Raw genomic sequence first — 21800 nt, forward strand, 5'->3', positions numbered from 1 at the left:
GATGTCACCTAAAGGAAAGGACGGGCTTGATGAGCTTGCCTTCGGCGAAGCGGGCGAAATTCTCTGGCAGCTCGTCGAGGCCGAAGGCCGCGTCAACGAGCTGCCGATAACGTTCCTTGTTGGCGCGCAGCAGCTCGACATTCGGCCCGAAATCACCAATCGGAAAATAGAAGGTGCGGATCATGTAGAAGTCCTTGCGACGGAAAATCTTGCCTTCCTCGATGGTCCAGGGAGCGGCATTCTCTCCCACCAGCATCAACGCCCCGCGCGGCAGCACCAGCTCGATCCCGAGATTGCGGGCTGCATGGGCGCCGGAGCATTCGAAGATCAGCTTGAAACGCTTGTCGCGCGCGCCGACCGGATGCTCTTTCGCGCCGAAGGAGACGGCAATCGCGAGGCGCTCCTCGTTTGGATCGCTGACATGTATGTCCTCATAGCCGAGGCTCGACAGTGCGAGCACGACACCGAGCCCCACCGGACCGGCACCTGTCACAAGGACCGATACAGACCGTTCAGGAGGAACAAGTGGCATGGCAAAGCGGACGGCATGAGCCGACGTCCCGATCGTGTCCAGAAGCAGCGGCGCAAGGTCGTCCTCGATATCATCCGGCACGGGCAACAGGCAGTTTTCGGGCACCGGCACATATTCAGCGTAGCCGCCTGGCCGGTTCCAGCCGATCAGGCTCGATACTTCGAGGCACATCTGCGTGTCGCCCGCGGCACAGGCATCGCAATGACCGCAATGCACCGGGATATAGACTGCGCAGCGCTGTCCGTGACGCGGATGGCCCGGCTGTTCGACCACGCCGAATATTTCGTGACCGGCAGTGAATTCCGCGCCCTTATACCAGAGCTTGAAATCCGAGCCGCATAGAGCGGTGCGTAGCACCTTTACCAGCACCTCCCCTTTTTTGACGGATGGCAGGTTTTGCGTCTCGATGGTAATCCTGCGGTCGCCGTGAAACACGGAAGCGCGCATGCGGGCATCTTGTTTGTCTGTCATCTGGTCATCCCTTGACGGCACCGAGGGTCAGCCCCGCAACGAGCCAACGCTGGACGAGGATCGCAAGCGCGAGCGGCGGTAGCGCGATGAGCGTGGCAGCCGCCATCAGCGAGCCCCACTGGGTCGAGCCTTCGCCGACGAAGTTAAAGGCGGCGGCAATCAGCGTCTTCGTGTCGGAATTCGACAGGATCAGCGAAAAGAGAAAGAAGTTCCACGAGAAGACGAAGGCGAGGATCGACGCGACAGCGATACCGGAGCCGACAAGCGGCATGGCGATCCGCCAGAGAATGCGGGTCACCGAGCAGCCATCCATCTGCGCTGCTTCAAAGACGCTGCGTGGAATGTTGTCGAAAAAAGGCAGCAGCACCCAGATGACGATCGGCATGGTGATGACCGCATGGCTGAGGATCAGCGCGGTATACGAGCCGATGAGCCCGACCTCGCGGAACATGATGTACCAGGGCAGCAGGAAAAGCGTCCCGGGCGCCATGCGGGCAGCGAGCGTCAGAATGGCCGGCCAGGTGACGCGCGACCAGGAGACGGCGAAGGCGGCCGGAATGCCGAAGGCAAGTCCAAGCAGCGTCGAGCCAATGGTCACGATAAAGCTGTTGACCGCATAAGAGAGGAACGGCGTCGTCTCCCACAGCGTGATGTAGTTTTCGAAGGTCGGCTGGAAGACCAGCGTCGGCGGATAGGCCGTCACCTCGAAGGACGGCTTGAAGGAAGAAAGCACCATCCAGACGGTCGGGGCCAAAATGAGAATGCCGGCGATCGTCAGTTGGAACGTGTTCAACCAGTGCAGCCAGCGGCCTGAACTTGAATGATCGTTCATCGTCGTCTCCTTACCAGGCGACCGCAGCGCGCAGGCGATTGAGCACGAGCACCGCAGCGAGCACGATGGCCGAAAGCGTGATCATGAGCGCGCTGGCATAGCCGATATTGAAGAACTCGAAGCCCACCCGGAAACCGTAGATATTGAGCGTGTTCGAGGCGTTGCCCGGCCCTCCCTGGGTGGTGATGTAAATAATATCGAAGAAGCGCAGCAGGTCGACGCTCCGCAGCACAGCCGCCGTAACGATGGTCGGAAGCAGCAGCGGCAGGGTGATGCGGCGGAAAATACGGAACGGCGACGCACCGTCGATCTGGGCAGCTTCATAGACGCTGGGCGGCAGGGATTGCAGCCCGCCGAGCACGATAAGCGCGACATAGGGCGCCCACTGCCAAGTATCGATCAAAGCGATGGTCGGAATGACCCAGACCGGTGAAGCCAGCCATTCAGAGGCAGGAAGGCCAAGTGACTCAAGGATGTAGTTTGCCGCGCCGAGCGAGGGATCGAGGATGACGAGCCACATCATGCCAGCGACCACCGGCGGCATCATGAACGGCGAGATCAGCAGTGAGCGCAGGAAACCCGACAGACGCCTGGAATGAAAGAGAAGCATGGCGAGGTATATGCCGGCGATGAGCTGCAGGACCATCGACAGGAAGTAGAGCGCGAAGGTGACGTAGAGCCCGTTCCAGAACTCGCCGTCGGCCACGAGCGCCGAATAATTCGCAACGCCCGCAAAACTCGCCGTGCCTGTCGACGAAAATGAATGGAAGCCGAGCCAGATCGTGTAGACCACCGGGAAGGCGATCATCGCGACGGTGAAGATGACCGCCGGTGCGGACAGGGCAGCAAGCTGCCGTCCTTGGCTATTGGTCGAGCCTGGAGTCATTATCCTGTCTTTCCAGCGAGCAATTTCGTCGGATACGGGCCTGTTCGAAGCAGCGCCCGCAAGAGATGCATTACTTGCGCGCGATCAGGCCATCGAGCGCACGGTCGGCAGCGGCACACGCCTCTTCGACCGGTCGCTGCCCGAGAAGCACGTCCTGCACGGCTTGGCCGATATAGTCGCGTGATTCCGGGTTGGCGACGATCGGGTAACCGACCTCGGACGATCCGTCCGATGCGAGCACGCCAAGTGCCGCCTGCCAGCTAGCGCGCACAGGCGCCTCCGCGATCCATGCCTTGTATTCCTCATCCGATGCGACGGAAGAGCGAGGCGAGGCAACACCCTGGAGCGCCAGGCGCTTCTGCATTTCCGGGCTCGAAGCCCACTGCACGAAGTACCAGGCCGCATCCTTTTTGGCGCTACGGCTGGAAATCGCCAGGCCCCAGCCTATTGCCGTCGGGATGGTACCCGCCTCACCGGCCGGCAGCGGAACGACGTCCGTATCTTTCAGGCGTTCGCCGCCTTCCATAATCGTGCGCAACTCATTGGAGGATTCGAAGGCCATGGCTGCACGACCGCTGCGATAAAGCGCAGAAATCTGATAGAAACTGTAGTTTGCCGCACCCGGAGGCCCGTATTCGCGCATCAGGTCGCCATAATAGGAGATCGCCTTCTGGCCCGCCGGAGAGCAGAGCGCCGACCTGCCATCGACTATATAGGTGCCGCCCATATTGTGCAGGACGTTGCTGAACGTGTAGGCGATTGCAGGCTTCAGACCACGTGAGGCAAAGGGCGTGACGCCAGCGTCACATTCCTTGATCTTCTCAGCAGCGGTACGCACATCGTCGAGCGAGGCTGGCTTGGCAAGGCCGCACTTTTCGAAAATATCGGTGCGGTAATAGAGCAGCGGCCCTTCCAGGTTGAGCGGAACACTGGTCAGTTTTCCATCGAAAGACGCCGCCTTGACGAGAGCCGGACTGATACCGGCAAAATCATACTCTGGAGCAACCGCGCCCTGTGTATAGGCCGAGAGATCGGCATACCAGCCAGAGGCTGCAAATTGCTGCCCTTCGCGCGAGGCAAGGGTCATGAACACGTCGATCTCGTCGCTGCCCGAATTAAGCACCGTAACGAGACGCTGGCGCATCTGCTGCTCCTGATAGGAGTCAACTTTCAGGTTGATGCCGGTAAGCGCCGTGAACTCGTCCTTGTAAGACAGCACTGCCTGAGACCAGGGATTGTTGTTCGCAAGAAATGAAACTGTTTCACCCTCATGCGTCTTCCAGTCGAAGGCAGAGGCTTGGGTCGCCGCCCCGGCCAGGAGCAATGACAGAGCTACGACATGGATTGAACGGCGTTTCGGCATATCTTCCTCCCAGAAGCCGCCTCTCGGCGGCGGATCATGCACTTCTCCCAAGTGCAACCGTAATGTAACCGGTTACATATTATGCTTCAAACAAAGCTGTCAACACTCGAAAGACAAGAAAGGAATAGCGAGATATAACGATAATTCCATTTGACATCGGCCAATAGATCGTCACAAACGAATGTAACGTTACATGCTTCGGGCGATCGCATGACCAAGGAAAAAACAGGCATCAGGGCGGTCGCAAAACTTTCCGGCGTCTCGACGGCAACGGTTTCACGCGCACTCAACAACCCGCACAGCGTCAGCGAAGATTTGCGCTCCCGGATTCAGCGGGTGATCGACGAGACAGGCTACGTGCCGCACGGCATGGCGCGGGCATTGTCCAGCAACAGGACCCGAACGATCGGAGCAATCATCCCGACCATCGACAATGCCATGTTCGCCCGCGGGATCGAGTCGCTGCAGAAGTTCCTCTCCTCCCGCGGCTACATGCTAATTCTTTCGACAAACGGTTATGATATCGACGTGGAACTGGAGCAGGCGCGCAACCTGATCAGCCGCGGCGTCGATGGGCTGATTCTGCGTGGCGACTGCCATCATCAGGCACTTCGTGACCTGCTGGCGACCCGTGACGTACCGTTTATCAATGTCGGCATCTACAATCCGAACCAGCCGCATCCAAGCATCGGCGTCGACAACGAGGCGGCCGCGCACCGCGCCATGATGCACCTCATCGAGATCGGCCATCGCCGCATCGGCGTGGTCAGCGCGCTCCAGCGCAACAACGACCGCGCCAGCGCGCGAATAAGAGGGTTTCGGCGTGCGCTCGCCGAGCACGGTCTCAACTTGCCGGAAGCATGGCACGTCGAAGTGCGCTACACGCTCGATGATGCTCGAGAGGCCGCACGGCAAATTCTCACCGGCCAGAATGTTCCGACGGCCATCGCCTGCGGCAACGACGTACTCGCCTATGGCGTAATGCTTGAAGCGGAACGAAGGGGTCTGACAGTCCCGTCCGATCTCTCCGTCGTCGGCTTCGACGATCTGGAATGGAGCCGCCACCTGCGGCCCGCATTGACGACGCTGCATGTCCCAACGGACCTGACCTGGAAAGGTGCGGGTGAATACATCCTCGCCCGCCTCGACGGTCATAGAGTCCCCACCCACTACGAGGTGGACTATGCGCTCGTCGTACGAGAATCTACTGCACCACCATCACCGAACAAGGCCGCCCCATAGCCTTAGCTCTCTTCACGCGGTTGAGGGCAAGGGATCCGGGTTACGTTGCAACGCTCTGAATGCCGCGCTGTGGAAAGGCGAGCCTTTCACATTTGGAGACTCAAATGCTCAGGGCCACCAGTTCGATCAGTCAGTGATCCTGTTTTGCGTGCACTGATACCTCGCTCGGTTACCAGCCTTACTACCGAGATCGCCACCAAGACCCGCTGACCCAACAGCGGGCACTCCCTCTTATGGTCTTGTCAAAATGGAAAGGTTCGTTTATATATTTCAATATCTATTGAATAATTGAGATATTTATGAACGAGCAACAAGCCCTGAATGCCTTCGCCGCCCTTTCCCAGGAAACGCGGCTGCGTATCGTGCGGTTGCTCGTCACCGCCGGGCCCGAAGGTTTGCCTGCAGGAACGATCGGCGAAGCTATGGAAGCATCATCATCCCGCCTTTCGTTCCATCTTAGCCACCTCGAAAACGCTGGTCTGATCGCCTCGCGGCGCGAAGGACGCTCGATCATCTACACTGCGACCTATCCGGTGCTGTCGGGACTCGTCGAATTTCTGATGCGTGATTGTTGCCAAGGTCATCCCGAAGTGTGTCAGCCAGCCTTTGCTGCGCTGTCGTGCTGCGAACCAGCGTGAGGGCAGCATGGACGTCATCATTTATCACAATCCAGATTGCGGCACTTCGCGCAACGCCCTCGGACTGATCCGGAACGCGGGCATCGAACCCCATGTTGTCGAGTATCTCAAAACCCCTCCATCTCGCACAATGCTGATTGACCTCATCGCCCGTATGGGGATCACGCCGCGCGCGCTATTGCGCGAAAAGGGAACGCCCTATGCGGAATTGGGCTTGGCCGTTTCCGGCCTTAGCGACCAGACCTTGATTGACGCAATGATGCAGCGCCCCATCCTCATCAATCGGCCGATCGTGGTTACGCCTGCTGGAGTGCGTCTATGTCGCCCATCTGAGGATGTTCTTGACCTACTGCCGCCACAACGTGGCGAGTTTTTCAAAGAGGATGGTGAGCGCGTCATAGACCAAAACGGCCGCCGGGTAGCGTCAGCCTGATCCCCCGCACTCATTTGTATCGGAGAACTTCAATGGCTTCCTTCGAGCCAGCATCACGCCTGTCGTTTCTCGATCGTTATCTCACGGTCTGGATATTCGCCGCCATGGCGCTGGGCATGGTCCTTGGTACGGTGTTCACCTATCTGCCGCAGGCGCTCAACGCCATGTCGATCGGAACGACCAATATTCCCATCGCCTTCGGCCTCATCCTCATGATGTATCCACCGCTCGCCAAGGTGAAATACGAAGAGCTGCGTCAGGTCTTTTCCGACAAGCGGGTGCTTATCCTTTCCCTGATCCAGAATTGGGTGATCGGTCCCACACTGATGTTCATACTCGCCGTCATCTTCCTGCGCGATTATCCGGAATACATGACCGGCCTGATCCTCATCGGTTTGGCCCGCTGCATTGCCATGGTGCTGGTCTGGAACCAGCTCGCGCGTGGCGACAATCAGTATGTGGCGGGCCTCGTCGCATTCAATTCCATCTTCCAGATCATTTTTTTTTCGACCTATGCGTGGCTGTTCCTCACGGTCCTGCCTTCGCTATTCGGCCTCGAGAGCAGCATTGTCGATGTAGGCTTCTGGACGATTACCGAAGCCGTGCTGATCTATCTCGGCATCCCGTTTCTTGCCGGATTCGTGACCAGGCGCACCCTGATCGCCCGCAAAGGCGAAGAATGGTATGAGAGCGAGTTTCTACCTCGCATTAGCCCCATCACACTGGCTGCCCTGCTGTTCACGATCACGGCCATGTTCAGCCTCAAGGGCGGAGATGTTGTGCGCTTACCATTCGACGCCGTGATGATCGCGATCCCGTTGGCCATCTACTTCGTGGTGCAATTCGTCATCAGTTTTGCCATGGGCAAACTTATCGAAGCCGACTATCCCCGCACGACCGCGATCGCCTTTACCGCCGCCGGAAACAATTTCGAACTGGCCATTGCGGTTGCCATTGCAGCTTTCGGGCTGGCTTCACCGGTTGCCTTCGCGGCCGTCATCGGCCCATTGGTCGAAGTGCCGGTGCTAATCTTACTCGTTCATGTCGCGTTGCGTCTTGGCCGCCGCTGGTTTCCAGATTCCGCACCAGCCGCATCCCGATAGAAAGCCACAACATGCCTTTGCGAACGCTTCTTGACCCCGATCACCTTCCAGCCCTCGATCCCCGGTTTGCCATTGATCGGCCGGGCCTTGGCTTAGGGTCGGCTGATCACCCGCCGCGCATCCTTTTGCTTTATGGGTCGCTCCGGCCCCGATCTTTCTCCCGATTGGCAACGGAAGAAGCTGCCCGCCTCCTGAAATTCTTTGGCGCGGAAACCCGCATATTCGATCCGCGCGATCTTCCTTTTCCCGATCAGGTGATAAAGGACGATCACCCGACCGTCCATGAACTACGTGAACACGCGCTTTGGTCGGAAGGGATGGTCTGGTGTTCGCCGGAACGCCACGGCCAGATAACCGGCTTAATGAAGGCGCAGGTCGATCATCTACCTCTCAGCATAGGCAGCGTCAGGCCGACGCAGGGTCGCACGCTGGCCGTCATGCAGGTTTCGGGCGGATCGCAGAGCTTTAATGCCGTGAACACATTGCGGCTTCTCGGCCGATGGATGCGCATGTTCACAATCCCCAACCAGTCGAGCATCGCCAAAGCCTATCAGGAGTTTGACGAAAAAGATCGTATGAAGCCGTCGAGTTATTATGACCGGATCGTGGACGTGATGGAGGAACTGGTGCGGTTCACTATGCTGACACGCCCCCACGCAAACCAACTCGTCGATCGCTATTCGGAACGCAAGGCGGCCGCGCTAAAGCTTGATCCGACCACCGACAAATTCGCCATGACTCATCCGCATAAGCAACCTGCATAGTCGATGGCTCCCGCGAACCGACTGAGCGTCCACGCTCTCGGCGTGGTCATGATTTTTACCTGGGGCAGCACATACTATCTGATAGCAGTGCTAACTGCGCCGATCGTTGCCGATACGGGATGGCCGCTGGAATGGGTGGTCGGTTCTCTTTCGCTTGGCCTTTTGGTAGCGGGCATTGCTGCACCGAAAGTCGGCGACACGATTTCGCAACGAGGCGGTCAGCCCGTCCTCGCTTCGAGCTGCGTTGTCAGTGCTATCGCGCTTTCGATGATCGCAGCAGCGCCAAATCTCGCAATCTTTATGACAGGATGGGCCGTGCTCGGCATCGGCATGGCGGCGGGCCTTTACGACGCGGCGTTCTCGACCCTCGGCGGTATATACGGCAACAAGGCACGCCCCTCGATCACAACACTGACTTTGTGGGGCGGATTCGCCAGCACGGTTAGCTGGCCGCTCTCCGCCGCTCTGGTAGGCGCTGTCGGCTGGCGAGGAACATGCCTGGCCTATGCTGCGATTCTCATTGTGCTCTGCCTACCCTTGATTCTTGCATTTGTGCCCAAGGTGAAAAGGGAAGTGGGCGGTGCTGATTTGGTGACAGACCGCCCGCTAATTCTCTCATCTCGAGAAAAGATTATGTTCTGGCTATTTGCGGCAATCCAGGTGATCGCCGGACTGTTCGTGACCATCATGTCCGTGCATCTGCTCACGCTGTTGCAGGCTCGTGGTGTCTCCCTTGCCGAAGCCGTAGGACTGGGCGCGCTGATCGGACCGGCCCAAGTCGGGGCGCGCATTCTCGAAATGCTTGGTCGGGGCCGGCACCATCCGCTCTGGACACTCACAGCTTCCGTCGTGCTTGGCGCCACCGGCCTCATCATGCTCGCGGCTGGATTGCCGATTATCGGAATTGCTCTGATCCTTTATGGCGCTGGAAACGGCATATTTTCAATCGCTCGCGGCGCCCTGCCGCTCACCTTATTTGGCCCAGATCGATACCCGTCCGTTCTGGGACGGCTCGCCCGTCCGGGTTTGATCGCCCAAGCTGCAGCTCCTCTGATAGGCGCGATAATAATTTCCAAAGTAGGTTATGACGCTCTGCTTCAAATCATAGCCGCGCTGGCGACGCTAAACGTTGTTATCGCGTGCGTGCTTTGGCAGGTCGTCCGAAAGCGTGACAACTCTCGAGGCAACGCAGTGCGTGGCTGCTGATGGGCATCTGCAGCCACGCAGTAGGTCAAATCGCCAATTTGTGGTAGCCGGTCAGTTTTACTAGCAAAGGAGTACAAACCGTGAGCGAGCCGACCGTGACCGAGGCGACCGACATCATTTATGCATCGCTCCAATCGGACAATGCTGACATCGACGAACATATAGCGACCCTCAGGCTGGCACTGGCCAGGGAGGGTGCCAAAGAAGCAGTTTTCGACCCAACCAAGCTGGCACAAAACAACCGTTCGGGACGCAAGCTGATGCAGGCATATTTTCGGCAGCGCGGCGTGAGCGTGAAGTTCTCAGCCCAGTAGGGGCAGAGGGTTCGAACGTTTTGCCGCAAACCCACTAGTGCCGGTGCCGGCATACTAGCGCCGTCGGTACTGGCGAAGCGGAACTGCCAACCGCACTGACGTTGCATTACGTCAGTGCGGTGAGATGCAAACCAACTTCCGTCTGCGTCGGGGCTGGGAGCGGATCGTTACACGGCATCACACTCCATGACATCGCTTGAATTTCTTGCCGCTGCCACAGGATACATTACGTTTCAGCCGATCGTAGCTGTCGCTTTAGTCTCTTCGAACCGTAGCAAAATGCGGCCGCGAATTGCTCAGGATGATGCGCATTCCAGAACGTCTCAATCTGTCAGCATGTAATCCGCCACGCTGCAGCAATGGCTTGCCTGATAGGCGTTCCGCCCCCGGTTCATATGCGTCAGATTGAATGTCCGAATAGCGCGCACCACGCGTCGGCACGCGAGGAATTGGCGGATCGAGACAGAGCCGCGCACATTTATACCGAACATGTCCGCACCACGCGGGAAGAAAAAGCTGACGTCCTCCGGCGTCGCGACGCTTTGCTCGAGAAAAAGTTCATCCACACGGCTCGGCGTAGCTGAAAGATCCGTGGTGAAATCCGAAAGATGCACGATGAATCTGGCGCGGATGTCCTCGTCCTGGGCATAGAGCGTGAAAAGCTCCATCCAGCTCGCATTGACGCGTATGAGCGGCTTGTCCGAGGTGGATGGCAGACAAGAAACCGACCAATAGTAACGCTCGGTCTTGCGCGGGATCGGAATGCAATTTGGGCCGTATAGCCCGAGAATCTTCAGCACCTCCCTTGCCTGCGGACGACAAAGCAACTTCTCAAATCGAGCAGTATATTTGAAGCGCTGTTCGAGGGACTCTGAGCGGTTGGCTGCGTCCGGCAAGTTAGTCTTGCCCTCTATCCAATCGCGCTGCTGCTCAATGTCAAGGAATTGCCGCACACCAGTGGGGCGAGGAGCCGCGCTCATTTCAGACGCCCTGTGAAATTCGTGTGCGCGTCATCGATCGACTCCTGTGTTCTCGCCTAGGCGTTTGCGAATCTAAGCATCGCGCCCAATGCGCCGCCAAATGATACGTCGCAGACGGAGGATTTGGAACGTCTGCACGACTACGAGGAAAAAGCCGCATCACCTAGCGACCTTTTCGGCCACCGATATCGCGGCCATCAGCCCGACGGCGATAGCAGCGCTTCCGCCCGAAAAGATTGCTGCGCTCGACTACCAGCAATTGTCAGCCTTGACGCCCCGGCCACATCTCGAACCTTACCTACTACCAGATCCGCGCCTTGAGTTCCGACCAGATCGGTTCCTTGAGCCCTGCACAGATAGGCGGGTTGAATGCATTGCAGGTTGCAGCTCTGGGTTCCGAAAAGATTTCAACTCATGCGCGTCATCCTCACTTAGCTTCCCGGCCGCCTCGCCCCCCAAAGGTGCGGGTTCCGTTCGAAACCCTTGATCAGCATCTCGGTGAGAACCCGTACTTTCCGCGCGGGGTGCTGACCAGGCGGGCGGATGACATACGCCCCTGCCGAAGGTGGCGGATAGCGTGTCATGATCGGGACCAGCGCTCCGGAGGTCACATAGTCATAGGTGATGCAATCGGGGAGCCAGGCAATGCCCAGACCTGCCACTGCGGCGGCGGCAAGCGCCGTGGCGTTATCGGCCTTGAACCTGCCCTGCGGCTGAACCGTGACGATTTTGTCGCCATCCATGAACTGCCAGGCTTCCGTCTCCTGCATAAGTGCCTGATGGGTAACGAGCTCATCTGGCGCCTGAGGTGAACCGCGCGTTTTGATATAATCCGGACTTGCGACGAGTTTTCCATAGATCGGTCCGATGCGCTTCGCGATCAGATTGGAGTCCTGAAGGTACCCGACCCGGATCGCGCAGTCGAAACCCTCTGCGATGAGATCGACGAAGCGGTCACTGTAGGAGGTATGGATCTGAAGCTGCGGGTGCTGATGCGCCATTTCCGCAAGCACCGGGGCGAAGTGGGTCGGTCCGAAGGAAAGCGGCATGGCAACTCTCAGGCGACCGCGCAGATCACCGGTCGGGAGGATCGTTTCCCTGGCCGTGTCGATCTCGGCGCTGGCTCGGGCCGCGTGATCCCTGAATGTGATTCCCGCTTCCGTAAGTGCAGCGCCGCGGGTCGTTCGTGCAAGAAGCTGAACGCCGAGTTCCGCTTCCATCCGGAAAAGCCGTCGACTGACGATGGACTTGGAGACGCCGAGCCGGCGTGCGGCGGCCGATACGCCCCCTGCATCGGCCACTGCGACGAATGTCTGTAGATCTTCGATGTCCAATTTGGCGTTCCTCGTTTCGCGACACAGCTTGCCTGATTATGGCACTACCGGATCGCCGAAAGGAACAGCAAATTGTGCCCGGGGCAACGCCCACCCGCTGGCGGATGTCTCCCGTAAACCCATTGCCGCCCATAGCGGCAGAAAAAGGATGTCTTAATGATCCCTCGTAACGGCCTCGATTCGCTTCTTCGCCCCGAAGACTCGGTACTCGTTCTGATCGACCACCAGCCTTACCAGCTCGCAAACCTGAACAGCCACGATCCGCAGATGGTGGTCAACAATACGACGGCACTGGCGAAGCTGGCAAAAGCCTTCAATGTTCCGACCATTCTCACCAGCGTGATCGCCGCGCGCGGTGGACTTCTCTTTAAGCAGATCACCGACGTATTTCCGGACCAGGAAGTAATCGATCGCACTTGGGTGAACACCTGGCAGGACGAAAATGTGGTGAACGTCGTCAAGGCGACCGGTCGCAAGCAGCTGATCATCGCCGGCCTGTGGACCGAGGTCTGCGTCGCAATGCCTGTCATCCAGGCAGCCGGTGAAGGCTGGGACGTGACCGTGATCACCGACGCGTCGGGCGGGATTTCGAAAGAGTCTCACGAAGTTGCCATCCAGCGAATGATCACGGCCGGCGCAAACGTAATGACCGTGATGGCGCTCGCTGGCGAATGGCAACGCGATTGGGCGCGCACCGAGCATGTCGAGGAGCTGACCGAGATTCTCATCCAGCACTTCGGCGGCAGCGGCATCGCGTATCTTTGGGAGCAGCAGCTTCTCAACACGCCAGTAGCTGGCTGATCCTGGCCGGGATGCTGACGGTGAACGCTGATGTGCTGAACGCCGACCTTCTGAAGTTCGTCACCAGTTGAGGTATCTGCGGGGTGCGGCTCCCAAGCCCTGCCCCGCAATTTGCGTCGGGCCATCACGTCCCCAGACCCGCAAAAGTCCAACGCCTTCCGCCATTTGTGGACATTCCATCTCCGCCGAAGCAAGCTGTCGAATTGTTGCAGCTTTGTTGTCGGCTGTGGGTTATCCGATTACAAATAGTGTTCGATACGGAGTCTGGACCAATTGAGTGTAGCATTTGCCAAGGAAGAGAGCGCCGAAGCCGCGTCGGAAACCATCCTGCCGGATCGCCCTATCTCCGATCGGATCAACCTCGTCACGGAGGCCGGTTTCAGGATGCTGAAAGATGAATTGGCCCGCGCTCAGCTGGCTCTCGAAGAGGCCAAAGTGCTGGAAGATGTCAATGAGAGGCGGCGGCAGTCGGCTGTTCCGGTTCGAGATATTCGCTATTATGCCGAGCGCGTCCGTACGGCTCGGCTTATCACGACGCCCACGTCTAATGATGTGATCGGTTTCGGTCACACCGTCACCTTTGAGCGTGATGACGGCCGCACTCAAACCTTCCGCATCGTCGGCGAGGATGAGGCTGATCCGTCTCAAGCGTCCATATCGCATGGTTCGCCGGTTGCCATCGCGCTGATTGGCAAGACCGTTGGCGACGTTGTTCAGCTAGGGCAACGCGAACTCGAGATACTCTCCATTTCTTAGAAGCCCGCGAGACGCAGTTCTTTGATCATTGCCAATTGCTCTAATGATAGAGGAATACCTTGGCGTGCGGCACTTTCGCGCGAAGCCAACCGTCGATCTCCAGGAAATCTGTCCTGCCCGGCATACTGCAAGGTAGCGATTAGTTCCTCGATGCGGTCAACGAAATGCGGCAACTCTCCGCGCCCCTTTTCCGGATCTATAAGTAATATGAACTGGCCGGTATGTGGGGTTGCCGCGCCGGGATGGCGGGAGAGATCGACCTCGTAGGAGAACTTTCCGCCAACGAGAGCCGCACACAACACTTCCACGAGCATCGACATTGCCGCTCCCTTGTAGCCGCCAAATGGCAACAGCGCGCCACCGTCCAGCACTTTCCGAGGGTCGGTCGTCGGTTGACCGTCGCGGTCAACGCCGACGCCGGGCTCCAGCTCCTCCCCATCGCGGGCAGCAATCTGCACATCGCCATGTGCGCGGCTCGATGTTGCCTGATCAACGACAAGAGGAGCAGCGTTCAGGCGCGGTATGGCATAGGCAATCGGATTGGTGCCGTAGACAGCCTTTTTGCCACCAGGAGGCACAACCGATTTCATGCTGTTGATTACGGAGATTGCGAGCAACCCATCTGCGGCAAACGGTTCTACATCCAGCGACAAGGCACCGAGATGGTGAGAGTTGCGTATCGCTATGATCGCAACCCCGTTACGCGATACCTTGTCCAGAAGAGCCTCACGCCCTGCTGCAAGTGCGGGAACAGTAAAGCCGTTCATGGCATCGACGCGCAGAATCCCTGCACCCGCATCCTCCAGGATTGGGATCGCCTTTCCGTCGACCCAGCCAGAACGCAGGCTCGACACGTAGCCGCGCAAACGGAACAGGCCGTGGCTATGTGCTGCGTCGCGTTCGGCGGAAACACAGTTGATCGCCAGATGCCGCGCAATCTCGTCGGAACAGCCATTACTTGTAAACACAGTCAATACGAGTTCGACAAGCTCGTCGAACCTGAAAAACGTCATCCGGCCATTCGGCGCCAAAGCCATGGGATCTTCCTTAACCGCGCTTTGGAAGCGAAGGGCTGAACATCATCAGGCTCAGGATTTCAAACAGCATTTGTGCGCCATTCTGAGCGGTGTTGGTGGTACTGTCATAGGCGGGTGCCACTTCCACGACATCGCCGCCAATCAGATTGACGCCGCGCATGCCTCTTATCAGGGCAAGCGCTTCACGCGTTGTCAGGCCACCGACCTCGGGCGTTCCCGTGCCGGGGGCAAATGCAGGATCGAGACTGTCGATATCGAAAGAGAAGTAGGTCGGGCCATCGCCCACCACTTCCCTTGCCTTGGCGATGATTGCTTCAAGACCCATGCCGGAAATGTCTTTGGCGTGAATGACGGTCATGCCGGACAAGCGGGAGAACTCCCAGATATATTCGGCCGAGCCGCGAATGCCGATCTGGATCGTGCGTGTCGGATCAAGCACACCGTCCAGAACCGCATTGCGGAACGGGCCGCCGTGATGGAAGCGCTCACCCTCATAAGGCCCGCCCGTATCACAATGTGCATCGATATGGATCATGCCAACCGGTCGATCACGACCAAGCGCACGCAATATCGGATGGGAAATGGAGTGATCGCCGCCAACTCCCAAAGGGATTGCGCCTGCTGCCGCAATTTTTGAGACGAATGTTTCGATGTCTTCGTGACTTTGCGCAAGGTCGAACCGGCTGCGGAAAGGCACGTCTCCAATATCAGCGACTGCCATTTCATGCACCGGCGCGCAGCCCAAAGCATCATTGTAAGGGCCCGTGCGCTCGATCGCGCGCAGCGCCCTTGGGCCAAAACGCGAGCCATTTCGATTGGTGACGGCGAGATCCATCGGCACACCGTAGAGAGCAACCTGCAATGCAGACAACGCGTCATCAAGAGCCTCCGGCATGACGACCGGTGCATCGAGCAGCGTCGGAAGCCCGGCATAAGGCGCCTGACGACGCCCGCCTTCGCTGAAAATCTTGTCGGCGATGTTCTGGAACTCCGGGGTAACCATCGTACCGCCATCGCTGGCGCCGAACTGTTTACGAAGTCCCTCGAGTTTTTCTTTGCTGAATGTCATTTCAATCCTCCGCAATGTATGAGCGCGCATCGACCAATGCCGGGCGATGCACGCCCGAACGCTCTTGCCTAAACTGCTAACTTTCGGTCGTTCCCGAAAAGAAACTGGCCTCAGGCCAGTCCGAACTCCTTGCGAACCGCCCCGGTGATGCCAGACACATATGTGTCGAACAGCAGCTTGCCCTTTTCAGGCGAAGCCGAGCGGGCCGAAATCAACGCCCCGGACTTCGGTAAACCCGGCAGATTCTCCCATGTCTGCGGATAGACATCGTAAGGGGGAAATTCCGCCGGACCGTGATCCGGTATCCGGTCCGGGTAAACCATGTCGGGGCATAGATGCATCATGACGGACGTTTCCATGACGCCCGCATGTTCAAGCGGCCAGCTTGGAAAGCCATCAGGCCAGACTACGCGTTCGGCTTCCGGCGTCGTGAACTCGTAGTAGCCGATCCGCAGCACCTTGATGTCGTTGATACCGTCGCGACGCAGGTCTCTAAGGGCAAGATCCACACCCTCGATGATGAACATCGTGTTTTCGTAGTGACCGTCCATGATCACCATGCGGCGTACGCCGTGACGGCCAAGCTCGCAGACAATGTCTTTGACGGTGCCGATCAGGCTTGCGGCGTCGAGGCTGATCGTTCCGGGAATGTGGTTGCCGCCGCCAGAGCGCGCCTGCGATTTGTAGCCGAACACGACAGGAGGAACGACGAGGCCGCCGACCTGCTCGGCCACCGCCTGGCCGATCCTGTCGGGAATTTCGACGTCGCAGCACATGGGCAAGTGAGGGCCGTGTTGTTCATGCGAACCCACAGTGAGGAATACGACCGGGTTCAGGCGGACCTTTTCCTCATACTCCACCCAGGTCATCTCTTTGGTAAGAACTGTCATTTTAACAAGGCCTTTCAAGCGTTCGCCAAAAGAAGCGCGTCGTCCGGGTTCCATGAAAGATAAAACCGGCTCGAGCCGCTTCCCAAAAGTTTCTCTAGAGCGTGTTGACGCACCTGTGCACGTATGATGCGTTCGCCGCCGACATCGAAGAACAGCGTGACCATTGATCCGATGAACTGTTCGCTGATCAGCTCTGCCGCAATTCCCGGAAACTGTGCGCCCGGCTGCGTATCGACCTGCAGGAGATCGGCGCTGATGATGAGATCCACCGCAGAACCCACAGCGATCGCGGTTTCCGGCATCCGGGCAGGCAATTTGCCGAGCGGCGTCTCGACCACTGCAGTCGTCCCGTCCACTGCGTGTAGCTTGCCAGGCAGGATGTTGTTGGTGCCGACAAAATCGGCCACGAACCGATTTGCCGGTGCGCGAAACACCTCGCGCGGAGTGCCGTTCTGCTGCACCCGCCCCTGATTCATGATCACCACACGGTCTGCCATGGCAAACGCTTCGGATTGGCTGTGCGTGACATAGAGGAAGGTAATGCCCAGCTCACGCTGAAGCTTGGTCAGTTCCGCTTGCATACGCACAACCAGGTGCGCGTCGAGCGCCGATAATGGCTCGTCCAGCAGAAGAACTTTGGGCTCCATCACGAGTGCGCGTGCAAGTGCGACGCGCTGGGCCTGCCCCCCGGAAATCTTGGTCACAGCGCTACTCTCAAGCTGATCGATGCCAAGACGCTTCAACCATTTGCGCGCCCGCGCCTTGCGCTCCGCCGCCGGTACGCCATGCATTTTGAGCCCGAACGTCACATTGTTCAAAACGTCGAGAAAAGGAAACAGGGCAAGACTCTGCCAGACCAGCGGCATGTTGCGCTCCCATGGCTTGTGGGTGGTGATGCGCTCGCCATTGAATTCGATCTCACCGGATGTCGGCATTTCCATGCCAGCCAGCATCCGCAAGGTCGTCGTCTTGCCACACCCGCTTGGCCCCATAAGTGCAACGAACGCACCCTGCTGAATGTCCAGCGACAAATCATCGACCGCAATGAAGTCCCCGAAACGCTTGGTCACGCCGGCAAACCGGATAAGGTTGGAGGTTGCGCTGCCCGCGCTTTGCTCACTCATTAAGTGCGTTCCTTGTTTGATCGGCGCGCAGAATTGCTCCGCAGAAGCAGAATTTGCGCCAGCACGACCAGAATGATCGAAATAGTGAATGTGAAGGAGCCGATTGCGTTGATGCGGGGGCTCGCTTGTCCCTGAACGAAACTCAGCACCCGCACCGGCAACGTCTCCTGAAGGCCGGATACGAACCATGCGATTGCGAATTCGTCGAACGAAACCGCAGCCGTGACAAACAATGCGGCCAAAATAGCCGGGCGGCAGAACGGCAGCACGAGGTGAAACATTCCCTGCCACTGGCTCGCACCGAGATTCCAGGCCGCGGCTTCAAGACCGGAATCCATCTGGGAAAGACGCAACCGGATGACCGCAGTGGCGAATGGTATGCACAACACGGTGTGCGCGATTATCACCGAATAAAGCTGCCCGGAAAGACCAACCTGCGCTAGAAAGAACAGCATCGCCAATCCGAGGATGAGGATCGGAACCAGCGGCGGCATAAAGCCCAGTGCGAGGTAGATTTTCTTGCCGAAGAAATTGTAACGATAATCGGTATAGGCAGCACCAAAGCCGATAGCAGTCGACAAAATTGATGCTGTAATGCCCGCGATCAGCGTCCGCTTTGCAGCCGCCATCACTTCAGCATCGGCCAGAACAGCCTGATACCATTGAAGGCTGTAGCCGGACAGCGGCAGCGTCGGAAAACGGTCTGCGCTGAACGAGAAGATGAAGCTGACGACGATCGGCATGAATACGACCGCGAAAACAACGAAGACGTAAGTCTTGAGCAGTGTCGAGATTGTCCTGTCCATGTCACTTACCTCCGCGACGGTAGGCAACCGACATCGCCGCCGAAACGACAGCCAGAAGCGTTGCAATCATCACCAGAGCAATGACGGATGCCCTTGGCCAATGCGACCCTGCACGCACCTGATCGATCACGAGCAGGCTGACAGTCGGCGGGTTGGAGCCGCCGAGGAGTTGCGGGCTGACAAAATCTCCAAAGGCGAGGACGAATGCGAACGCAGCGCCAAGCACAAGTCCGACCCGCGCCGATGGCACGATGACCGAGAACACCGCGCGCAGACGGCCTGCGCCGAGATTATGCGCAGCTTCCACCAGACGCCAGTCGACGAAAGCGAGGCTCAGCAATTGCAGCAGCGCAACCAGCGGAAACACGAGGGTGAAATAACCGATTTGCGTTGCAAATGGCGTATCAACCATGGTGATCGGCTCGAAACCGCAAGCAACCAGAATCTGGTTCACGATACCGTTCGAGCCAAGGATCGTACGCCATGTATAGGCACGAACCAGATAGGACGTGAAGAAGGGCGTAACAAGAAGGCAGGCCCCGAGCAGCCTGACGCGCGGCGACACCTTGAAAGCGAGCGTATATGCCACCGGAAACGCAATGACCGACGCGACAAAAGAAGCCAATGCCGCATACCATAGCGATCGGAAATACCCGCTCCAGAAGAAACCGGTATTGAAAATGCGTGACCAGTTGGCCAGCGTAAAATCCGGAATCAGGCGGTAATTCTGAACGGTCCAGAAACTGAGAGCGACCAGAAAGAGCAGCGGCGCTACAAAAAACGCGGCCTGCCAGATGGCAAGCGGCGCGCCCCACACGAAGGCGAAGATGCTGACACGCTTCGCCTTCCCGTCCGTGGCAATGGATGTTTTACCATGCGGCATTGGAAGTTCTTCTTTTTGGCCGATTACAGGCTTTGGAACTCGGTCCACACGTCCTGCCAGTCCTCACTAGACTGTTCGGTCGGCAATTCGCGCAGAAGAATCCGGCCCGCACGATAATCTTCAAGCAGATTATGCGCGCCGAGATCCATGTTTATCATGCGCGCTTCGGCGATGTTCTCGCGATTGAGAAGCTCCCAAGCCTTCTTGCTTGGGCCGGAAGCCATATAGGACGACTTCAGCATGAGCCTGCGCTGACCTTCGGGACCGGTCAGATAGCGGATGAAGTTCTTCGCAAGTTCCTGCTTTTTCGTGCCCTTCACGATAGAGGCGCTTTCCGTCCAGATGACCGCGCCTTCTTTCGGCACAGATGCCTTGATGTTGTGGCCGTCGCGCTGAAGCAGGCCTACCATCCATTCACCGGTGCCCGGCACAACCATCGCGCCTCCATTAGCGAAGGAATCGAAGACCGCCGCAAAATCCCAGAAGCCAGCAACCTGCGGCTTTAGCGAGAAAACGGATTCCTTGAGCTTGGCGAATTGATCGTTGTTGATGACATAGGGGCGCTTATTGCCGAGATAAGCGCTGACGCAACCCATGCATGGCAGATACCAATCGCGCATGCCGACTTTGCCGCGAATCTTTTCGTCCCACATGATCGCGTAGGAATTCGCGTCATCGGCGGTGAGCTTATCGGCGTTGTAAGCAAGGCCGTTGATGCCCCAGCTTGTCATTACTGTGTAGAGCGTATCGTCGATCCAATGCAGCGGGAACTTCTGGAATTCAGGCCAGAAATCCTCAAACGCATAGTCGGCCGGGTTCATCGGCTCGATGAAATCCGCCTGCTTCAGCTCGTTGACATAGGCTTCATCGGAGAGAACCACATCGAATGTGCCGGCTGGCGATCCGTGGATAAGCGCGAGCAGACGTTCGCCACCGCTATATTCCTTGGAGACGACTTTGACGCCGTACTCCTCCTCGAACGGCGCAACGACTTCCGGTGCGCCGTGCCCTGGATAGGTCAACCAGGTAAGTACATTGTCATCCGTTTGCGCCTGAGCCGTATGAAACGGAGACGACGAAAACAGTGCGGCGCCGGCCGTAGCGGCCGCGCCGCGCAAGACTTGGCGGCGGTTGGTCGGTGCGTTCATGAAACGACGAAAATCCATAAAGTGAACCCCTTTTTTTATCATTGATCGGCCAGAGCTTGCACAATCGTTTTTCTTCGATAAATATCAAAGTCTCGAATGTCACTTTGATGAATATCAAACCTTCATGCATCTAACCGACCTCGATTTGCGCTTGATGCAGCTTTTCCTGACGATAGTGGACAATCGTGGATTGTCGGCTGCGCAAACCAGCCTGAATCTGGGGCTGTCTACCATCAGTTCGCACTTGGGCACGCTTGAAAAGAGACTTGGCGTCAAGCTTTGCGAACGCGGCCGTAGCGGCTTTCGCTTGACGGAAGAAGGCGAAAAGGTTTTTCAGATTGCGCGCCAGCTCGCCGGCTCTGTAAGTTCTGCAAATTCAGAACTCGCAAGTCTTCGCAATATTCTGGTCGGTAAACTGCGAATCGGCACGGTCGACAACGTGGTCAACAATCCCACCGCGCATATCGCCGAAGCGCTTCACGCTTTCGATCTTCGAAAACACGAGGTCGCGGTTACAGTGGAGATCGTCTCGCCGCGAGATCTGGAGCGGCAAGTATCGGACGGCGTACTGGACATTGGCATAGGCCCGCGCATCCATAATCTCGGTTCGCTCGACTACGATCTTCTGTTTACCGAGAAACAGTATCTTTATTGCGGGCGTAAGCATCCGCTCTACGATCAGGCACCGGATGGCTGGACCCACGGTCACGCCGCTTTGCAGAAATATGCCAGCCACATATGCCCCCTGCCTGACACACCGGATTACGACATGTTTCGCAGCGTATCCGTTGCGCACAATATGGAAAGCGTCGCGATATTCGTCGTTTCCGGGCGTTTTATCGGATTTCTTCCCGAGCACTACGCGCGACAATGGGTCAGCCGCGATATGATGCGCCCGATACGGCCTGACCTGTATTTGTACGAAAACTCATTTTACAGCTTCCGCAGCAAACGACAGCGTGCCAACCGCGTCATTGGCCAGTACAGAAAAGATTTGATCTCTGTGCACGAAGCTCAATAGGCCAATACCGGGAGGTCTATCCCACCTGGCAGATCAAAAGTTTAAACTTTCAGTGCCGGAAAGGATTTGTTTGTCCAAGATACAAATTCTTCTACCGGCAGCAACGAGTTCGTCATCCGCCGCCGTTCAGTGCCATAAGCAGCCCCATAGAACCCAGGCCGACGAAT

Annotated in this window: 24 protein-coding genes; 10 read left to right on the top strand and 14 right to left on the bottom strand. The window is 57.8% G+C overall.

Going from position 1 to position 21800, the window contains the following annotated elements:
- Nucleotides 1–4: 4 nt before the first annotated feature.
- From ABFT80_RS20655 to ABFT80_RS20670, 4 genes are all read right to left on the bottom strand, one after another.
- Complete coding sequence (locus tag ABFT80_RS20655) at nt 5–1003, bottom strand: alcohol dehydrogenase catalytic domain-containing protein (protein WP_347973834.1); 999 nt, start codon at nt 1001–1003, stop codon at nt 5–7.
- A gap of 4 nt (nt 1004–1007) precedes the next feature.
- Nucleotides 1008–1835 carry a carbohydrate ABC transporter permease gene (locus ABFT80_RS20660; RefSeq protein ID WP_347973835.1) on the bottom strand — a complete coding sequence of 276 codons (828 nt, stop codon included), beginning with the start codon at nt 1833–1835 and terminating at the stop codon, nt 1008–1010.
- Nucleotides 1836–1845: 10 nt separating this feature from the next.
- Nucleotides 1846–2721: a carbohydrate ABC transporter permease gene (locus tag ABFT80_RS20665; protein ID WP_347973836.1), complete on the bottom strand. Its 876-nt coding sequence runs from the start codon at nt 2719–2721 to the stop codon at nt 1846–1848.
- Between the two features lie 70 nt (nt 2722–2791).
- Nucleotides 2792–4084 carry an ABC transporter substrate-binding protein gene (locus ABFT80_RS20670; RefSeq protein ID WP_347973837.1) on the bottom strand — a complete coding sequence of 431 codons (1293 nt, stop codon included), beginning with the start codon at nt 4082–4084 and terminating at the stop codon, nt 2792–2794.
- 210 nt (nt 4085–4294) lie between these two features.
- Here ABFT80_RS20670 and ABFT80_RS20675 point away from each other — a divergent pair, with 210 nt between their 5' ends.
- The 7 genes from ABFT80_RS20675 (at nt 4295) to ABFT80_RS20705 (ending at nt 9784) form a co-directional block, all read left to right on the top strand.
- Entirely contained in the window at nt 4295–5326 is a 1032-nt protein-coding gene (locus tag ABFT80_RS20675; RefSeq protein WP_347973838.1) for a LacI family DNA-binding transcriptional regulator, read from the top strand.
- Between the two features lie 299 nt (nt 5327–5625).
- On the top strand, nt 5626–5964 hold the full coding sequence (locus ABFT80_RS20680; protein ID WP_347973839.1) for an ArsR/SmtB family transcription factor: 339 nt from the start codon (nt 5626–5628) through the stop codon (nt 5962–5964).
- Nucleotides 5965–5971: 7 nt separating this feature from the next.
- On the top strand, nt 5972–6397 hold the full coding sequence (arsC, locus tag ABFT80_RS20685) for an arsenate reductase (glutaredoxin) (protein ID WP_347973840.1): 426 nt from the start codon (nt 5972–5974) through the stop codon (nt 6395–6397).
- Between the two features lie 32 nt (nt 6398–6429).
- On the top strand, nt 6430–7500 hold the full coding sequence (arsB, locus tag ABFT80_RS20690) for an ACR3 family arsenite efflux transporter (RefSeq protein ID WP_347973841.1): 1071 nt from the start codon (nt 6430–6432) through the stop codon (nt 7498–7500).
- A gap of 11 nt (nt 7501–7511) precedes the next feature.
- The gene (arsH, locus tag ABFT80_RS20695; protein WP_347973842.1) at nt 7512–8264 is read left to right on the top strand and encodes an arsenical resistance protein ArsH; all 753 of its coding nucleotides are present in this window, start codon (nt 7512–7514) and stop codon (nt 8262–8264) included.
- A gap of 48 nt (nt 8265–8312) precedes the next feature.
- On the top strand, nt 8313–9470 hold the full coding sequence (locus tag ABFT80_RS20700; protein ID WP_347973843.1) for an MFS transporter: 1158 nt from the start codon (nt 8313–8315) through the stop codon (nt 9468–9470).
- Nucleotides 9471–9550: 80 nt separating this feature from the next.
- Nucleotides 9551–9784: a hypothetical protein gene (locus ABFT80_RS20705; RefSeq protein ID WP_347973844.1), complete on the top strand. Its 234-nt coding sequence runs from the start codon at nt 9551–9553 to the stop codon at nt 9782–9784.
- Nucleotides 9785–9961: 177 nt separating this feature from the next.
- Here the strand turns inward: ABFT80_RS20705 and ABFT80_RS28125 are convergent, their stop codons facing one another.
- The 3 genes from ABFT80_RS28125 to ABFT80_RS20715 form a co-directional block, all read right to left on the bottom strand.
- Complete coding sequence (locus tag ABFT80_RS28125) at nt 9962–10021, bottom strand: SEC-C metal-binding domain-containing protein (protein WP_455189977.1); 60 nt, start codon at nt 10019–10021, stop codon at nt 9962–9964.
- Between the two features lie 86 nt (nt 10022–10107).
- Nucleotides 10108–10764, bottom strand: coding sequence for a hypothetical protein (locus tag ABFT80_RS20710; protein ID WP_347973845.1), 657 nt, complete (start codon nt 10762–10764; stop codon nt 10108–10110).
- 431 nt (nt 10765–11195) lie between these two features.
- Complete coding sequence (locus ABFT80_RS20715; RefSeq protein WP_347973846.1) at nt 11196–12098, bottom strand: LysR family transcriptional regulator; 903 nt, start codon at nt 12096–12098, stop codon at nt 11196–11198.
- 156 nt (nt 12099–12254) lie between these two features.
- Between ABFT80_RS20715 and ABFT80_RS20720 the strand changes: the two genes are divergently transcribed.
- Both ABFT80_RS20720 and greA read left to right on the top strand, forming a co-directional pair.
- Nucleotides 12255–12899: a hydrolase gene (locus ABFT80_RS20720; RefSeq protein ID WP_347973847.1), complete on the top strand. Its 645-nt coding sequence runs from the start codon at nt 12255–12257 to the stop codon at nt 12897–12899.
- 273 nt (nt 12900–13172) lie between these two features.
- The gene (gene greA, locus ABFT80_RS20725; protein WP_347973848.1) at nt 13173–13655 is read left to right on the top strand and encodes a transcription elongation factor GreA; all 483 of its coding nucleotides are present in this window, start codon (nt 13173–13175) and stop codon (nt 13653–13655) included.
- Here greA and ABFT80_RS20730 read toward each other — a convergent pair.
- From ABFT80_RS20730 to ABFT80_RS20760, 7 genes are all read right to left on the bottom strand, one after another.
- Nucleotides 13652–14692, bottom strand: a complete 1041-nt coding sequence (locus tag ABFT80_RS20730) for an Ldh family oxidoreductase (protein ID WP_347973849.1) — start codon at nt 14690–14692, stop codon at nt 13652–13654. The two genes, greA and ABFT80_RS20730, sit on opposite strands and share 4 nt — an antisense overlap.
- Before the next feature lie 10 nt (nt 14693–14702).
- Nucleotides 14703–15761 carry an agmatinase gene (speB, locus tag ABFT80_RS20735; protein ID WP_347973850.1) on the bottom strand — a complete coding sequence of 353 codons (1059 nt, stop codon included), beginning with the start codon at nt 15759–15761 and terminating at the stop codon, nt 14703–14705.
- Nucleotides 15762–15871: 110 nt separating this feature from the next.
- On the bottom strand, nt 15872–16651 hold the full coding sequence (locus tag ABFT80_RS20740; RefSeq protein ID WP_347973851.1) for a creatininase: 780 nt from the start codon (nt 16649–16651) through the stop codon (nt 15872–15874).
- A 14-nt stretch (nt 16652–16665) separates the two neighbouring features.
- The gene (locus tag ABFT80_RS20745; protein ID WP_347973852.1) at nt 16666–17775 is read right to left on the bottom strand and encodes an ABC transporter ATP-binding protein; all 1110 of its coding nucleotides are present in this window, start codon (nt 17773–17775) and stop codon (nt 16666–16668) included.
- On the bottom strand, nt 17775–18581 hold the full coding sequence (locus tag ABFT80_RS20750) for an ABC transporter permease (protein WP_347973853.1): 807 nt from the start codon (nt 18579–18581) through the stop codon (nt 17775–17777). The genes ABFT80_RS20745 and ABFT80_RS20750 overlap by 1 nt, the downstream gene beginning before the upstream one ends.
- Before the next feature lies 1 nt (nt 18582).
- On the bottom strand, nt 18583–19464 hold the full coding sequence (locus tag ABFT80_RS20755; protein ID WP_347973854.1) for an ABC transporter permease: 882 nt from the start codon (nt 19462–19464) through the stop codon (nt 18583–18585).
- A 23-nt stretch (nt 19465–19487) separates the two neighbouring features.
- On the bottom strand, nt 19488–20612 hold the full coding sequence (locus ABFT80_RS20760; RefSeq protein WP_347973855.1) for an ABC transporter substrate-binding protein: 1125 nt from the start codon (nt 20610–20612) through the stop codon (nt 19488–19490).
- Between the two features lie 124 nt (nt 20613–20736).
- Here ABFT80_RS20760 and ABFT80_RS20765 point away from each other — a divergent pair, with 124 nt between their 5' ends.
- A complete protein-coding gene (locus ABFT80_RS20765) occupies nt 20737–21633 on the top strand; it encodes a LysR family transcriptional regulator (protein WP_347973856.1) in 897 nt (298 codons plus the stop codon).
- Nucleotides 21634–21800 lie beyond the last annotated feature (167 nt).

The sequence above is a fragment of the Foliimonas ilicis genome (assembly GCF_039939195.1).
GTDB classification, from domain to species: domain Bacteria; phylum Pseudomonadota; class Alphaproteobacteria; order Rhizobiales; family Rhizobiaceae; genus Foliimonas; species Foliimonas ilicis.